The sequence below is a fragment of the Chryseobacterium sp. genome (assembly GCF_008014695.1).
GTDB lineage: Bacteria > Bacteroidota > Bacteroidia > Flavobacteriales > Weeksellaceae > Kaistella.
The window spans coordinates 1-14,798 of record NZ_VOXE01000001.1 but is presented as its reverse complement, the minus strand read 5'-3'; the positions used below and the strand labels follow the sequence as shown (position 1 = coordinate 14,798).

Annotated in this window: 17 protein-coding genes; 9 read left to right on the top strand and 8 right to left on the bottom strand. The window is 41.5% G+C overall.

The features are described from left to right. Positions 1 to 141 precede the first annotated feature (141 nt). From FUA25_RS00085 to FUA25_RS00055, 7 genes are all read right to left on the bottom strand, one after another. Positions 142 to 843 (bottom strand): VIT family protein, encoded by a 702-nt coding sequence (locus FUA25_RS00085; RefSeq protein WP_147754866.1) that lies wholly within the window; start codon positions 841 to 843, stop codon positions 142 to 144. Positions 844 to 947: 104 nt separating this feature from the next. Beyond that, positions 948 to 1,442, bottom strand: a complete 495-nt coding sequence (locus FUA25_RS00080; RefSeq protein ID WP_147754865.1) for a hypothetical protein — start codon at positions 1,440 to 1,442, stop codon at positions 948 to 950. Between the two features lie 12 nt (positions 1,443 to 1,454). Next, positions 1,455 to 2,159 carry a rubrerythrin family protein gene (locus FUA25_RS00075; protein ID WP_228411608.1) on the bottom strand — a complete coding sequence of 235 codons (705 nt, stop codon included), beginning with the start codon at positions 2,157 to 2,159 and terminating at the stop codon, positions 1,455 to 1,457. A 20-nt stretch (positions 2,160 to 2,179) separates the two neighbouring features. Next, entirely contained in the window at positions 2,180 to 2,407 is a 228-nt protein-coding gene (locus tag FUA25_RS00070; RefSeq protein WP_147754864.1) for a hypothetical protein, read from the bottom strand. Positions 2,408 to 2,499: 92 nt separating this feature from the next. Continuing rightward, complete coding sequence (locus tag FUA25_RS00065; RefSeq protein ID WP_147754863.1) at positions 2,500 to 3,876, bottom strand: sensor histidine kinase; 1,377 nt, start codon at positions 3,874 to 3,876, stop codon at positions 2,500 to 2,502. Further along, positions 3,873 to 4,547 carry a response regulator transcription factor gene (locus tag FUA25_RS00060; RefSeq protein ID WP_147754862.1) on the bottom strand — a complete coding sequence of 225 codons (675 nt, stop codon included), beginning with the start codon at positions 4,545 to 4,547 and terminating at the stop codon, positions 3,873 to 3,875. The genes FUA25_RS00065 and FUA25_RS00060 overlap by 4 nt, the downstream gene beginning before the upstream one ends. Before the next feature lie 39 nt (positions 4,548 to 4,586). Continuing rightward, entirely contained in the window at positions 4,587 to 5,033 is a 447-nt protein-coding gene (locus FUA25_RS00055) for a DUF2231 domain-containing protein (RefSeq protein WP_147754861.1), read from the bottom strand. A gap of 697 nt (positions 5,034 to 5,730) precedes the next feature. Here FUA25_RS00055 and FUA25_RS00045 point away from each other — a divergent pair. The 5 genes from FUA25_RS00045 to FUA25_RS00025 all read left to right on the top strand — a co-directional run bounded on the left by FUA25_RS00045 (position 5,731) and on the right by FUA25_RS00025 (position 9,836). After that, entirely contained in the window at positions 5,731 to 6,174 is a 444-nt protein-coding gene (locus tag FUA25_RS00045; protein ID WP_147754860.1) for a thioredoxin family protein, read from the top strand. Next, positions 6,175 to 7,101: an FAD:protein FMN transferase gene (locus tag FUA25_RS00040; RefSeq protein WP_147754859.1), complete on the top strand. Its 927-nt coding sequence runs from the start codon at positions 6,175 to 6,177 to the stop codon at positions 7,099 to 7,101. A gap of 67 nt (positions 7,102 to 7,168) precedes the next feature. Beyond that, positions 7,169 to 7,399, top strand: a complete 231-nt coding sequence (locus tag FUA25_RS00035) for a DUF4266 domain-containing protein (protein ID WP_228411607.1) — start codon at positions 7,169 to 7,171, stop codon at positions 7,397 to 7,399. A gap of 100 nt (positions 7,400 to 7,499) precedes the next feature. Further along, the gene (locus FUA25_RS00030; RefSeq protein WP_147754858.1) at positions 7,500 to 8,690 is read left to right on the top strand and encodes a DUF3570 domain-containing protein; all 1,191 of its coding nucleotides are present in this window, start codon (positions 7,500 to 7,502) and stop codon (positions 8,688 to 8,690) included. A 930-nt stretch (positions 8,691 to 9,620) separates the two neighbouring features. Beyond that, entirely contained in the window at positions 9,621 to 9,836 is a 216-nt protein-coding gene (locus FUA25_RS00025) for a helix-turn-helix domain-containing protein (protein WP_147754857.1), read from the top strand. Between the two features lie 61 nt (positions 9,837 to 9,897). On the opposite strand, the gene FUA25_RS13185 is transcribed toward FUA25_RS00025, so the two are convergent. After that, positions 9,898 to 10,047, bottom strand: coding sequence for a hypothetical protein (locus FUA25_RS13185; RefSeq protein WP_185146622.1), 150 nt, complete (start codon positions 10,045 to 10,047; stop codon positions 9,898 to 9,900). Between the two features lie 299 nt (positions 10,048 to 10,346). Here FUA25_RS13185 and FUA25_RS00020 point away from each other — a divergent pair, with 299 nt between their 5' ends. The 4 genes from FUA25_RS00020 to FUA25_RS00005 form a co-directional block, all read left to right on the top strand. Further along, positions 10,347 to 10,823 carry a Dps family protein gene (locus tag FUA25_RS00020; protein ID WP_147754856.1) on the top strand — a complete coding sequence of 159 codons (477 nt, stop codon included), beginning with the start codon at positions 10,347 to 10,349 and terminating at the stop codon, positions 10,821 to 10,823. Between the two features lie 384 nt (positions 10,824 to 11,207). Then, the gene (locus tag FUA25_RS00015) at positions 11,208 to 11,567 is read left to right on the top strand and encodes a hypothetical protein (protein ID WP_147754855.1); all 360 of its coding nucleotides are present in this window, start codon (positions 11,208 to 11,210) and stop codon (positions 11,565 to 11,567) included. Positions 11,568 to 11,672: 105 nt separating this feature from the next. Next, on the top strand, positions 11,673 to 13,040 hold the full coding sequence (locus tag FUA25_RS00010; protein ID WP_147754854.1) for a TolC family protein: 1,368 nt from the start codon (positions 11,673 to 11,675) through the stop codon (positions 13,038 to 13,040). A gap of 9 nt (positions 13,041 to 13,049) precedes the next feature. Further along, positions 13,050 to 14,798 (top strand): efflux RND transporter permease subunit (locus FUA25_RS00005; RefSeq protein WP_147754853.1); only part of this gene is annotated, 1,749 nt, incomplete at its 3' end.

Below are 14,798 nucleotides of genomic sequence, written 5' to 3'. Positions count from 1 at the left end.
GGAGGTTAATAGGATTATTGAGCGGATCAGCAGTTGAGCTACGCAACACCTGATTTTAAAATAAAAAGCTTTGCAACTGTAATCATCTAGAGATTTCAAATATCTACTTCGTTGTGTAAAGGCCGTCTGTATTTTATCCTTCTATATTTTTACCCCAAAAAGATATCCTACCAAAGCAGACAGCCCCATTGCAATTGTCCCCCATACCGTTATTCTCAAGATCGCTTTTTTCACATCTGAACCTCCTGTTTTTGCCGCAATGGTACCCAAGATCATTAAGAAAACGATCGTAAGACCATACATCCAATACTCCATGTTTTTTACCGGCGCGAAGAGTATTACCAACAAGGGTAATACGCCACCCACCGTAAATGCTGCACCTGAGGCTCCAGCTGCCTGGATAGGATTGGCCTTGGTTATCTCGTTGATGCCCAGTTCGTCCCGAATGTGTGCGCCCAAAGCGTCTTTTTCTGTTAATTCAACAGCTACCTGCATGGCGGTATCTTTCTTTAAACCTCTTCTTTCGTAGATCTGCGCCAATATCTGCAACTCTTCATCGGGCATCTCTCTGAGTTCCTGTATTTCCCTTTCAATATCAGCTTTTTCGGTATCGGTTTGAGAACTGACCGAAACATATTCGCCTGCCGCCATGGATAAGGCTCCTGCTACAAGCCCGGCGACTGTTGCCAACACTATAGGTTCCCTGGCAGCACTTGCCGCTGCTACTCCTATTGCGAGGCTGGAAATAGAAATTATCCCATCATTTGCTCCCAACACCGCAGCCCTTAACCAATTGCTCCGGTGGATATAATGACTGTCTAAATAATTTTCAATTGTGACCATTTTTCTGTTTTTTTAACTGTTTAAATTTAAGACTATTATATGCTAAAAAAGCGATCCGAATACGAATCGCTTTTCAGGATTATGTTTTTCCTGCAGCCATGGTGCTAATCATCATCGCCGCTGTCTGCGCCCCCCTGGTCAACCGCGTTTTGCGTTGCGCCTGAAGCAATTTCCGTATGCCGGATCTGTCCACCCAAATACCCGGTACGTGCAACCAGGCCAAAACTGATTATTCCCAATAACAGCGCGACTGTTGCAGCCGGTTTGGCAAGAGTGCTCGCTGTAAGCCGGGCAAATATTCCGAGCAGTGAAAAAACGCCGACTGCAATAAGGGCCACTAAAGCAAAAACCGCAAAATCGGCATGCTGCTCGATGACCTTTTCGGAAACACCCTGAATGTTCTCCACTGTTTCTTCGGCGCCCTCTCCCGTTACATAGGCTACCACAGCACCCAATGCAGAAATCACCAATACATAGTAGGAGGCTATTACGGTGGTATTGCTTTTTTTCCACATCCCATACCCCAATATTAAAGTCCCTAAGAGTGACCCGAATACAGGCAGGTGAGTGATCAGCAGATGTATATGTGTTTGATCCATTATTTCCGTTATTTAAAGGGTGTTTATTTTAATAAATTTTTCGCCGCTGGTCATTGAAATACCACAACGTTTCGGTGCGGCCGTTTCATAGGTATTACCACAGGTCGGGCAAACAAAATAAACAGAAGGCAATGAACTTAATTTGTTTGCTGTTAGGGCTGCCAAGGCCTGTTCGTAGAATGCTTTGTGTTTTTTCTCGGTCTTGTACGCATAGTTTAAACTGATCAGCGCCAGTTGATTTCCTGCGGCATCAGCATCTTTCAGAAAGTTAGGGTACATTGTAGTGGCTTCATAGGTCTCCCCTTTAATGGCAAATTCCAGATTTTCTTTAGTGGATAATACCTTTACCTCAATTTTAGCAGGTGTCACGGCGATACCCATTTCCTCGAGTACTGCTTTGTGATTGCCGGCATGCACTTTTTCGGCAAGAGATGCCGCTTTAAAGAGCAGAGCAATCTCTTTATAACCCTCTTCTGCGGCTTTTTTAGAAAAAGCAGCGTAGCGTGCCGTGGCATTTGACTCGCCGCTAAAGGCTTCCTGAAGGTCGGCTATGGTTTTTGTCTTGGCTTCCGCGACCGTCAGCGAACTGCCAGACGGGGTTCTAGCTGCATCTACCGGGGTTTTCATTTCTGATTTATTTTCGCCTGTGTCTTTGCAAGCATTTAAAAAGAAGCCTGCTGTGAGCAGGAGGCTCCATAAGATTGTCTGTTTTTTCATGACTTTAAATTTTGGTGGTGTTACTCTCTTTCGTTTTTTTCGTTGGCTTCATTTTCTGATTTTTCTCGCTTTTCATCGGTTTTTACTGAATCTTTCGCGGTGACAACTGCCGGTGTCACCGTTGAAGTTGTTGGCGTTGTTGCTGGGGCAGCGGAGGACTTTTCCGGAGCTGAAGCCTGATTTTTTTTGCAGGAAGTAAAACTGAGTGCTACCAGAAATAAACTGAAAGTAATGATTTGCGTTTTCATAAGATAACTGTTTTAAGGATTAATAATGATGTAAAGATCTGACCATTGGTCTTTTCTTTCTCTTAATACAATCTTAAAATCAGCTTAAATTTTCAGGCGGAAAACTGCAGGTGAAAAGTGGTGCCCTGGTACTTAACACTGCTGACGGTCAATGAAATGTGCTGTGCGTCGCACAAGCGTTTGGCAATAGACAAACCCAGACCATTCCCGGGAATCAGGGAGCTTCGGGAATCATCGGCTCTGAAGAACCTGTTAAAAAGTAACGGTAACTGATCACTGTCAATTCCTATCCCTTCATCTGTAATTGTTAGCGTATACGATCCCGTCTGCCAATGGATGAAAATGCTGCCGCCCCTTTTATTATACTTGGCGGCATTGGAAATAAGATTGTCTATCACCATTTCAAACAGCACAGGATCGGCCCAAACTACTGTATCTGAGGCAATATGGTTTTGAATATTGAGCATATTAGAGGAGATGAGCGCAGCATTTGTTTTTACGCTCCTGTCCACTGCGGTTTTCAAAGGTATTTCCTGCTTATTCACTTCAAAAAGCGGTGATTCCAGACGGGCCAGCTGCAGGAGCTGGTCGTGCAGTTGGGACAGGCGGTCGGTCTGAAGCAATATTTCCCGCATTTTTTCTTCATAGCGTTGCGACGTGCGGGGTTTTCTCAGGAGCACTTCAATCGTACCTTTGATGGCCGCTAAAGGGGTCTGCATTTCGTGGGAGGCATCGGCAGTAAATTGTTTCTGTTGGTAAAAGCTGCTTTCGAGCCGGCTCAGCAGGTCGTTAATGGTGGTCGCAAGCTGGCGGATCTCATCCTCATTATCCGGCAGCGTTAACCTCGAGCTGATGTTGGCATAACTAATTTGAGAAGCCGACTGAATTAACTGATGTACCGGGGCTATCGCCTTAGAGGCCACAAAAATCATGATGAAATATAAAATGGAAACAATGAAAATATAGGTGGTCACCAGCACCAATAATAAGTTGTGTAAAACGTTATATGATTCCTGCTGGGACACTCCGATGGTCAGCTGTCCTATAATCCTGCCTTGATCATTACGAATGGGGAACTGACCCTGTCTTATTTTTTGCTGATATAAGGTGGTATTATAAAAGACGGTGTTTTTATTTCTGGGATTAAAAAGGAAATGATCGTCCTGAAGATTGGCAGATTTAAAAAGAGTTTTGCCACTGGAATCCACGATCTGAATAAAGGTAGGATTGACTTCTATCTGCCGGTGTTCCGCTTCCTCCCATTCGGGCATTTTGTTCATGATAACAGCATCGTCATTCCAGTCTAAGTTGGAAAATACTTCAGTTTTTTCACTGATGATATCGTCATCTAAATGTTTGTAGGAAGTATAATAAACTACCGCATAAATCACCGCGAAAGCGAAGGCCAGCAAAGCAGCAATTGCCACCAAATTATAGGCAGCGATCCTTTTTTTAAAGCTTAATTTCATGCGTCCTCGTTGATTATGTAGCCTACACCTCTGACGGTATGGATAAAAGATCCATTTTTATCATCCAACTTTTTTCGCAACCCGTTAATGAATACATCGATTACCGCGGTATCTTTATCAAAATGGATGTCCCATATTTTTTCCATAATCCGTGAACGACGGCAGACTTTTCCTTTGTTTCGCAAAAGCAATTCCAGCAGTGCATATTCTTTTTGGGTTAAGGCAATCTGTTTTCCAGCCTTAGTAACTTCATGCGCATCAATATTCATCTGAATATCCGCAATTTTAAAAACTGACTGTTCTCCGTCATTTTTACGCATCAACACTCTAATTCGCGCCAATAATTCTTCGAAAGCGAAAGGTTTTTTTAAGTAATCATTCGCTCCGGTCTCCAAACCGAATACGGTATCATCGACCGTATTTTTAGCGGTTAAGAAAATAATAGGCACCTGCGGATTTACATTTCTGACGTTGCGACAAATTTCTATACCACTCACCCCGGGGAGCATCCAGTCTAGCAATATAATGTCGTACTCATTAACGCAGTCTAAAGCCAGTTCGAGACCTCGCCTACCATTATCCGCTAAATCAACAGCGAAGCCTTCTTCTTCCAGACCTTCTTTCAAAAAACCTGAAATAGCCGGCTCATCTTCCACAATTAAAATTCTCATATTTTAGAGTATTTAACGCAATGTTTATAAATTAACGCTTCATTCACTAATCTCTAATTCTACACCGGCGCCATGCCGGTATACGAGCTGTCCACCCAAATAGGCCGTACGGGTAACTGATCCGATTACCGTTGCAAACAGTATTATTCCCACTATTCTGTACCATCTATTATGGCTCTTAAAAAAATATAAAGCTCCATATAACAGCGTTGTAATAATGGCAAGCCATAAAGTTAAGGCTGCAGCCTCTTCATGCAACATTATCGCTTTACCTAAAGAACCCCCCTCCATTCCGTCGCCCGCAGCATCACCGGAAAGGTAAGCGATCAGCGTACCAAAGGTACCCAATATTAGCAAGTAAAAAGCAGCCTGGTTTAAAAAGGTTTTCTTTAATATCAGACCAATTATCTCTCCTAAAAATGCGGTTAAAAGCAATGCTATTGGAAAATGGATTACCATGGCATGCAGGTGGGTTGGTGAAATCATGCTGTTAAGTTTCAACAAAGATGGCAAGCTTTGGATTTAGAATGGGTTAGTGATTTCTTAAGATTGTCTTAAACTAATAAAATAATACAGGTGACCAATACATGAAGATTCCGTGCAGAGCTCACAATGGTGTCAAGAAAATTTATAAATGAAATTTAATATGATTCATACCGAAATATTTTATAATTTTGATGGGTGAAAAAGTTGATTTCCATCTTGTTAATTTCCTTGTATTCGGTTTCTGCGACTGAAGTGTCTCAACTTTTTAAAATTCCAGATCTTATAGCGTATTATTGCGAGCACCACGCTTTGAACAGAGAAATGTCTCCTATTGCATTCCTTAAGATGCATTATGATCATCCAGCTAAAGACCGTGACTATAAAAAAGACCGGAAATTACCTTTTATCATCATTCTGCACCACATGTATTTATTTTTACAGTAGTGCAGGGCTTTAAGTTTGAAATCCAGCCTAATGATTTTGCTCCGATAAAAAACGAAAAGATACCTTCGTCTGATACCGGTTGTAATTACAGCGTTTTTCTGAATTCTGTCTGGCAGCCGCCCAGAGTTTCCCTTTCATAAATCATATAATTTTGATCGCTCCATGATCAGGATTTTTCAGTATATAAAGTTGATTTTACCGCTTTATCACTCCTCCTATCCATAACTTTAACAATCATTATCCAATATAAATAATGAAAAAATTACTTTCAATCCTAACAGTGGCTGTACTTTCGATTGCAGTTCACGCTCAAAACCGTTTCGAAAATGCAAAAAAAACGGCAGCAGCTCATAAAGAACTTATTTTACTTAATTTCTCCGGATCAGACTGGTGCATACCGTGTATCAAACTTCACAAAAATATCATAGAGGCTGAGGATTTTAAAAAACTGCAAACAGAAAATGTCATTGTATATCTTAACGCAGATTTTCCGAGAAATAAAAAAAATCAGTTATCAGCCGAACTGAAAAAAGAAAATGCCTCATTAGCCGACCGCTATAACCCCAATGGAATATTCCCTTACACTCTGTTACTGAGTCCGGAAGGAAAAGTTCTGAAAAGCTGGGAAGGGCTTCCAACGGAAAATGCATTGGCTTTCAGTACAGAGATCAGGGATATCAAACGCAAGCAAAAATAAATGCTGAGAGAATTCAGAAGACCCGAGAAATTAATGGGGAATGCTTTTGAAATTACCGTTGTAAGGGATGACGGAGAAGATGCTCTGCTCCATATTGACGCCGCCGTCCAGGAAATCCGGAGAATTGAAAAACTGTTGACGACTTTTAATGATAAGAGCGAAACCAACCGTATCAACAGAAAAGCTGGACTGTACCCTGTAAAAACTGTTCCGGAAGTTTTTGACCTGATTGAAAGAAGCCTCAGGATCAGTTCTATTACCGATGGATATTTTGATATTTCGTATGGCGGCATTGATAAAAGTTTGTGGAACTTCGACCGCGGGATGAAGCGGCTCCCTGATCCCGAGATCATAAAAGAACATTTAAAACTGGTCAATTACAAAAACATTCTTCTTGATCGCAATGATGAAACAGTATTTCTTAAAGAAAAAGGAATGAGGATCGGTTTCGGCGGCATCGGGAAAGGATATGCGGCAGAAATGGCCAAAAGGCTGCTTCAGAAAAGAGGTGTAAGTTCAGGAATTGTAAATGCTTCCGGCGATCTTACCACGTGGGGAAATCAGGCGAACGGAAAGCCCTGGACCGTTGGCATTGCCGATCCCGAAAATGCAGCGCAACCCTTTTCTTATATGAATATTACCGATATGGCCGTGGCTACTTCCGGAACATATGAAAAGTTTGTCATCATCAACGGAAAAAAATATTCTCATACCATTAATCCAAAAACAGGAATGCCTGTTTCAGGCGTAAAAAGTGTCACTATGTTCTGCCCTAATGCAGAAATTGCCGATGCAATGGCAACTCCTGTAAGTATTATGGGAATTGAATCTGCACTGGATATGGTGAACCAGATCAATCATCTGGAATGCATCATCATCGATGATCAGGACCGGATTTATTCATCACAAAACATCAATTTCAAGTAGAATCGTCATTCAAATTTATGGTTAGAACCAAATTCTGGCGATGCTGTTAACTTTTTAAACAAATCTCATGAAAAACAAGATTATAAAAACCGCAACATTTGTATTTTTTGTAACTGCAATAAATACCTTTCACTCCTGCACCGCAGTAAAGGAATACGAAAAAAATAAACTTAATGATTCCGAAATGGTCCTTGGGAACAGAACCATCGAGAAAACAGAACTAAGCTTTCAGTCTTACCGGGAAGGATCGTCCGGCGCCAATGCGGGAAAAGCAGGAGGCGGCTGTGGATGCAACTAAATATCACAAATGTGTTAAAGATGAAGCGCTTAAAACAGAAATTTCCAACAAACAGGAATCAAAACCGTTACATCTCACATCTAAAAACAAGTTTTAACAAATGAAAAAAATTATTATAAGCATTGTTGCGCTCTTTGGATTTCTACATGCAAAAGCGCAGGAAAACACCACTACCGAGCATCCTAAAAAACTCACTCTGGACGAAGTGAATCTGGTATCGAGCTATTATCGACAGGACGGAAACAATTCAGCGGTCACCGGCGGAATCGGCTCTGAAAAACTGTCAGATATTTCAAATACCATTGATGTTACCATGGTTAAATACGATAAAAAGGAAAGAAAAAACAAATTTGATTTAAGCGTGGGGATCGATCATTATAGCTCAGCGTCATCTGATAAGATAGACTTGCAGGCGAATTCATCAGCGTCGTATTCTGACAACAGAATTTATCCAACACTCGGATGGAGCCGGGAGAATGAAGCCAAAGGAACCACGATTTTCGCCGGCGTTTCATTTTCTTCGGAATTTGATTACCAATCCTACGGTGCCAATATTGGTTTTGCAAAAAAAACGCCTAACAAAATGGGGGAATTTACCGCAAAATTTCAGGCTTACATGGATCAGGTAAGTCTTATTGCCCCAATTGAGCTCAGAACTGCAGGGAATACCGGAGGGGAACATGATAGTTATGGAGTGAGCGGCAGAAATACCTTTGCGCTTTCACTTTCTTACTCTCAAATCATCAATCAGAATTTTCAGGTGGAGTTTTTGGCAGACGGCATTCAGCAAACGGGTTATCTCAGTTTGCCCTTTCACAGGGTTTATTTTACGGATCATTCTGTTCATCAGGAAGCATTACCGGACAGAAAATTTAAAATACCTGTGGGAGTACGCGCCAATTATTTTTTGGGAGACCGGTTAATTGTAAGGGCATATTACCGATACTACACGGATGACTGGGGCTTGAAATCCAATACATTCAGCCTGGAAACACCTGTTAAAATCTCTCCATTTTTGTCAGTGAGTCCGTTTTACAGATATTATTCCCAGACTTCAGCTCAATATTTCGCGCCATTTGAACAGCATACCGCTTTTGATGACTTTTATACCAGCAATTATGACCTTTCAAAATTCGACAGTCATTTTTACGGGGCGGGCATCCGTTTCAGTCCGAATAATGGACTGTTTGGAATCGAACGCCTTAATATGGTGGAAGTCAGATACGGACATTATACCAAATCAGTGGGTATGAAGTCTGATATTATTTCATTGAATATAAGATTTAAATAACCAGATACAATCTTATTATGAAATTCCCGAATGTCGAACCTTTCATCATCAAATGGCTTACAAAAAAAACACATCCTATAACGATTCACAGAAGTGTTCTGAATACACTTCAGCATAAGCGACCACCCGAATTATTTTCTCTTCCAGTTGTGAATAAGGGGTATCTTTCCATTCTTTGCTGTTTTCCGACTTTGCTTCTTTGTTGAAAACTTCGTTTTCTTCTTCAAATCGAACAACGCACGACTTGAAAATCCAACTAAGAAAATGTCTGTTAATCTAATGGCATAGGTCATCGAGTTAATGTTTTAAAGCATTGGCTATAACGGTTTGGGGCTTGGCGTCGGCGGAGCCTGTTATAACTAAATTTTCAAAAGAAAAACGGCAAGAAAACTTGCCGAAATCTTTTACAAAAGAACTTCTCTCCGCATTGCGCTATACCCGTGTTGCCAGAAGACTCGTTTTTATTACAAAAAAATTATTTTTGATTTTCATTTTTTTTATAATAAATATTCCATATGAATACAAAACTTGAAATAAGGAAAGGAACTATATGTGAAATTTGTTTAAAAAGATAGGTCCAAGATATGAATCCTTCTTCTAGAATGTTTTCTATACCCCAACCAACAAAAAAAAGTGAAATTAGAAGTAATACAAACTGTATTTTTAAATTAATCCTTAACATTGTATGGTAGTAAATTAGTTTTTCTACATGCTGCAACCCATTCTCCACATGTCCAAGCGTATCCGGCACATACCAGTACTGTTCCAGTGCCCCATGAACCAACTTCAATGGTTGTCAAAGCTATTGCAGCAAAAGCAAAACCAACCGTTGATTTTTTTTTCTTGAATTAAACCAAAATTATATTATTAAAATTTTTCATACAATTCCATATTGGAATATTCGATATATTTGAATATAATTTTTGAAAAATGAAAAATGCAGGCTATATCATCAAAAAAATGCGGGAGGATAAAAATATCTCGCAAGAGGAATTAGCTCATGAATTAAATATATCGCAAGGTAAATTATCAAAAATAGAGAACGGCAGGTTAAAACCAAGTCTTTATTTTTTAGTAGCTGTTTTTAATTTTTTTTCATTAACGATTAGTGATTTAGCAGAATTTCTTCAGAATTTTCAAATATAGACTTACTTAAAAGTCTTTCAGGAACTTCAGGAATCACCAAATCGATAGAATCTGAAGAAGTCTATGTCGCCGACTTTACGAAAAAATGAAGTGTAATTACCTCTTCGTCCATTCTTTCGCTGTTGTGGTTTCCCGGCATACCTTTAAAGGATTTTTCTTTCCAGGCATGGTGCCGGTTCTCCCCTTCCACGACTTCCAAAATTACCATCAACCAAGTACAGATCAATTCAAAAGCACAATTATAGTACGGTAGTGCTTCCAGTACCAGTTCCCAGCTATACCTTTGATCTTGTGCTGACCCAAAGGTTCCGACCAAAAAAGAATTTACAAAACCGGACTATTTCTTTTCCGAGCATCCTACCAATGAATTATCATAAAATTCAGGATTGAATGTTCCTTTTGGTATTTGCCATATCTCAAGCTCAGTACTGAAGAATATGCGTATATTTGGAGTTAGCGGGCATAGTGACAACATAATACCATTTTAAACCACTGTAAAACATAACCAAAATGAAAAATCTAAATGCAATTGGATTAGACAAATCCAAATCTGAAGAATTAGCAATAAGACTAAATGAGCTGCTAGCTAACTATTCAATTTTTTACCAAAATACCAGAGGGTATCATTGGAATATTAAGGGTCAAAAATTTTTTGAACTTCATTTGAAGTTTGAAGAACTTTATAACGACCTGCTTTTAAAAATAGACGAAGTAGCAGAGAGAATACTGACATTGGGACACACTCCCAATCATAATTATTCGGGATATAAAATATCGTCAAAAATTCAAGAGAGCGATCAAGTTTCGGACGGAATTGAAGCTGTTGAAGACATCGTAAATTCTTTCAAAATTATTATCACTCTACAAAGAGAATTACTTACGCTCTCAGCAGAAACAGAAGACGAAGGAACAAATGCACTAATGAGCGATTATATAAGGGCACAAGAAAAATTAGTTTGGATGTATTCGTCGTTTTTAAATAAATAGACGAAATGATCACAATTCAGATTTTATACCTACTGGACTAACAGCTTGTATTTACAAGTTACGATACGACACCACAACAGACAAAAAATGAAGTAACAATTGTAGGTCCATGAAAATGTGATATGGAAAGGCAACATTATGGAAACATCAATCGTGACACTATTTCTACTGTTGATCTTGACAATACCCCTTCTGCGTTGGAAAGTGACTATAAATTCATTACGTAACTTGCTGTGGCCTGAAAAAAGTTTTTAACACATAAGGCGCAAAATGAAGGATTTCACTGACTGATGTAGCATAAAAACTGTTAATATTTTTCTCACATGAATTTAAACCGCTATTTTTGCCTCAGTGAATAATCAGAAGTCATCCATGCGTCATAAAATGAGAACCCTTTTCGGAGTGGTTTTCATGCTCTGCATTCTGATTTCATCCTGTGCCGTAAAATTCGGGATTAAAAATATTCTGAATCTGGAGACCACTTCCAGAACCCATTCACCGGCAGCTAAATTCACTGGCAACGGCTCAGGTTCGCAATGCAGTTTCTGTAAGGAGCACGAGATCATCACCAAAAGCGAAACAACACTCTCGGCTACGGCATTACGCGACCTGGCTGCGTTCACCTTTATCATTCTCGGAGGGGCTTTCATGCTTCTCAAAATTCAAAAGCATCCTGTTTACGACTCGACGAAAATAGGCCATGCCATTCCTATATTTTTACAATACCGCAAACTTATCATTTGATTATTAAAATCTGAAGATTCTGCACTCAGGAGCAGAAGTCCATTGTTTTAATAAATATTAATCCTTTACCGGCGTCACGTCCGGTAAAACTGATGATTTCAAAAAATGATAAGAAAAATTCTATTGATCACCCTCTTCGGAGTGATCATCCATAATGCTGTCTTTTTTGCCCAAGAACGGCATACGCTACGCCAGATGTGGTCAGAAACAGAAACAAATTACGCAGGAGCCAAGGCGGCAGAATCTGCGGTCATTGCTTCGGTACTTAACGCTAAAGCGGTAAAGGCAAACGCTTTGCCGCAGGTACGGATTCAGTACCAAAACACTTACGGAACCTTTGAAGGCAGCAGTGGGGGATTTTTCCCCCAGCCCGGGACTTTCAATGTATCAGGAAACACCATTTCAGGTGCATCCGCAGTTGCCAATAATTTCGGCTCCGCTACCGCAGAATATGAACTGTACAATTTCGGACGGCAGAAAAGTGAGGAAAAGGCCGCTGCTTTTTTCACCGAAAAAGTAAAAACGGACCGCGAGGTCTATCTGTTAAAGCTGAAAAAAGAAGTCTCGCAACGATATCTGGACTGGATTTTCTACGGCTCAAAACTCAGCTGGGCAGAAAAAAATTCCCAGCGTTTGGCAGAAATTCATACCGTAAGTAAAGCGCTCTCCCGCTCCGGTCTTAAACCTGAAGCAGATTCAGCATTAACCTATTCTTCCTATGTTCAGGCATTGGCCATGCAGGACAATCTGATGGGAAGATACAGGGCTGCCACCGAAAAACTGAAAGAATTTCTTCGGAGAGATCTCCATACTGAAGATATGGACAGAAATGACTTTCTGAATCCGGAAATGAATTTAACGAAACGCGATTCAGCTGTAAGCGAACATCCTTTTGTACGTGCCCTGCAGTATGAATCCGAATATTATCAGGCCAAAGCAGAGGCGCAGACAAAAGCTGCGCTGCCTTCCCTAAAAATGTTAGGCGGTTACGCATACCGCGGAACAGGAATAAACCGCAGCGGTTATGCCTCAGGAAGCTGGTACGACGGTTTTTCAAACTCCACCAACAATGTGCTGGTGGGATTGGGAATGACCTGGAACATCAGCAGTGTATATACGAACAGCCAGAAATCCGGCGCCCTGACCAAGGAAGCCGAACGCCTCGGCTACCTGCGGGATCAGTATCAACTCGCCCTGAGTGTGGAGCGCAAAGCCCTGCAGGAAAACCTTGCTGAAAAACAGAAACAGCTCCTGAAAGAAGCCGGCGCAGTGAAAGCCGCCTCGCAGGCCTACGAAATGTACTCGGCACGGTACAAAAGCGGTCTCATTACCCTTATTGAACTGTTACAGATCCGGACCATTCTCGAAAATACGGAAACCACTCAGCTCGATGCTTCCAGAGAGTACTGGCAGCAGGTCATCAGCGAAGCCGAGCTTACTGCAGATTTCGAATACCTGTTTAATAACCTTTAAATACTTATCATGAATATCATACGTTTTGCCCTGCGGAAGCCCATTGTCATTATGGTGATGGTTTTGGCGATCGGCATCCTTTCCTTCACAGCTATTAAAAAAATAAAAGTCGATATTTTTCCTGAGGTCGAACTGCCCTCCATGTACATTGCAATGCCTTACGGAGGTCTGTCCCCACAATATATGGACGGATTCATGTCCAACGAATTTCAGAAAGTATTGCTTTTTGTAAATGGCGTCAAAAATATAGACTTTAAAAGTGTACAGGGATTAACCCTTATGAAACTCACCTTTTATCCCGGCACCGATATGGCGCAGGCCGCAGGCGAAGTGTCCACCCAGGTATCCCGGGCGATGGGGTTTTTGCCAACGGGTGCAGTACCGCCGATGGTGGTGCGGTTTGACGGAAATTCCCTGCCGGTCGGCCAACTGGTTTTTGAAAGCTCGACGCATTCGGTGACTGAACTTCAGACGATGGTACTGACAAAGATCCGACCCATGTTTGTAGAAATCCCCGGGATAACAGCACCGGCTCCTTTCGGCGGAAACATCCGCTCCATGGTCATCAATATCGATCCTGCTGCAATGCAGAGCAATGGGTTGAGTCCCGAAGAAATTACGCTGGCCATCACCAAAAGCAGCCACCCATCACCTGCCGGAAACATCAGGATCGGTGAAACCAATTATATGGCGCCGATCAATTCGATTGCGAAAGACCCATCTGAATTTCTCTCCATTCCTATTCAGACTGCGGACGGAAGGACTTTATATGTAGGCGATGTAGCCACCGTACAGGATGCCGCCGACCAAACCGTGGGATACGCGCTCATCAACGGGAAACGTTCCGTTTACCTTCCGGTGATTAAAAAAGCAGATGCATCTACCCTTACCGCAGTAGATCATCTCAAAAAAGCGCTCCCGAAACTGAAAGACCAGCTTCCCGAAGGGGTCAACGTCCGCTACGAATTTGATCAGTCCAAATACATTGAAAGATCACTTTCGAACCTGGTCCACGAAGGCATTTTGGGGGCACTTTTCACCGGAGTGGTAATCATTCTTTTTCTGGGTGATTTTAAGGGTGCTCTTATCGTAGTCCTGACCATTCCGATTGCCATTTTAACGGCAGTATCGGCGCTCTATTTTGCCGGCTATACCATCAACATCATGACTTTAAGCGGTTTGGCACTTTCCATAGGAATACTCGTAGATGAGGCAACCGTAACCATCGAGAACATCCATCAGCATATGGAGATGGGCAAAAGCAAACCGAAAGCTATACTGGATGCGGTCCTCGAAATTTCCGTCCCGAAGCTGCTTATTTTACTATGCATCCTTGCTGTATTGACGCCGGCGTTTATCATGACCGGCATTCCGAAAGATATGTTCCTGCCCCTTTCTATGGCGGTAGCATTCGCAATGGCAGCCTCCTTTGTGGCCTCACAGACCTTTGTTCCTATTCTCGCCAACTGGATGATGAAAAACAAACACACTGAAAAAAGATCCGTAAAAGACCGAAGCTTTTTTTATAGATTCCGAACGGGTTACAGTCACCGGTTAAGAAAATGGTCAGGCAGGACCCTGGCATTATTTTCGGGATATATGGTCCTGTGCGGACTGCTTATTTTCCTGTTGATAAAATCACTCGGTACGGACATCATGCCGGTATCGGACAGTTCCGATTTTCAGATGAGAATTGATGCGCCGCAGGGAAGCCGTTTAGAGGTCAGTGAAAAACTGGTTAAAGGAATTCTGAAGGAT

Bases quoted from the DNA above. Each gene is read 5' to 3' on its own strand.
- FUA25_RS00085 (WP_147754866.1), bottom strand. From the start codon at position 843: ATGGTCACAATTGAAAATTATTTAGACAGTCATTATATCCACCGGAGC.
- FUA25_RS00080 (WP_147754865.1), bottom strand. From the start codon at position 1,442: ATGGATCAAACACATATACATCTGCTGATCACTCACCTGCCTGTATTC.
- FUA25_RS00075 (WP_228411608.1), bottom strand. From the start codon at position 2,159: ATGAAAAAACAGACAATCTTATGGAGCCTCCTGCTCACAGCAGGCTTC.
- FUA25_RS00070 (WP_147754864.1), bottom strand. From the start codon at position 2,407: ATGAAAACGCAAATCATTACTTTCAGTTTATTTCTGGTAGCACTCAGT.
- FUA25_RS00065 (WP_147754863.1), bottom strand. From the start codon at position 3,876: ATGAAATTAAGCTTTAAAAAAAGGATCGCTGCCTATAATTTGGTGGCA.
- FUA25_RS00060 (WP_147754862.1), bottom strand. From the start codon at position 4,547: ATGAGAATTTTAATTGTGGAAGATGAGCCGGCTATTTCAGGTTTTTTG.
- FUA25_RS00055 (WP_147754861.1), bottom strand. From the start codon at position 5,033: ATGATTTCACCAACCCACCTGCATGCCATGGTAATCCATTTTCCAATA.
- FUA25_RS00045 (WP_147754860.1), top strand. From the start codon at position 5,731: ATGAAAAAATTACTTTCAATCCTAACAGTGGCTGTACTTTCGATTGCA.
- FUA25_RS00040 (WP_147754859.1), top strand. From the start codon at position 6,175: ATGCTGAGAGAATTCAGAAGACCCGAGAAATTAATGGGGAATGCTTTT.
- FUA25_RS00035 (WP_228411607.1), top strand. From the start codon at position 7,169: ATGAAAAACAAGATTATAAAAACCGCAACATTTGTATTTTTTGTAACT.
- FUA25_RS00030 (WP_147754858.1), top strand. From the start codon at position 7,500: ATGAAAAAAATTATTATAAGCATTGTTGCGCTCTTTGGATTTCTACAT.
- FUA25_RS00025 (WP_147754857.1), top strand. From the start codon at position 9,621: ATGAAAAATGCAGGCTATATCATCAAAAAAATGCGGGAGGATAAAAAT.
- FUA25_RS00020 (WP_147754856.1), top strand. From the start codon at position 10,347: ATGAAAAATCTAAATGCAATTGGATTAGACAAATCCAAATCTGAAGAA.
- FUA25_RS00015 (WP_147754855.1), top strand. From the start codon at position 11,208: ATGAGAACCCTTTTCGGAGTGGTTTTCATGCTCTGCATTCTGATTTCA.
- FUA25_RS00010 (WP_147754854.1), top strand. From the start codon at position 11,673: ATGATAAGAAAAATTCTATTGATCACCCTCTTCGGAGTGATCATCCAT.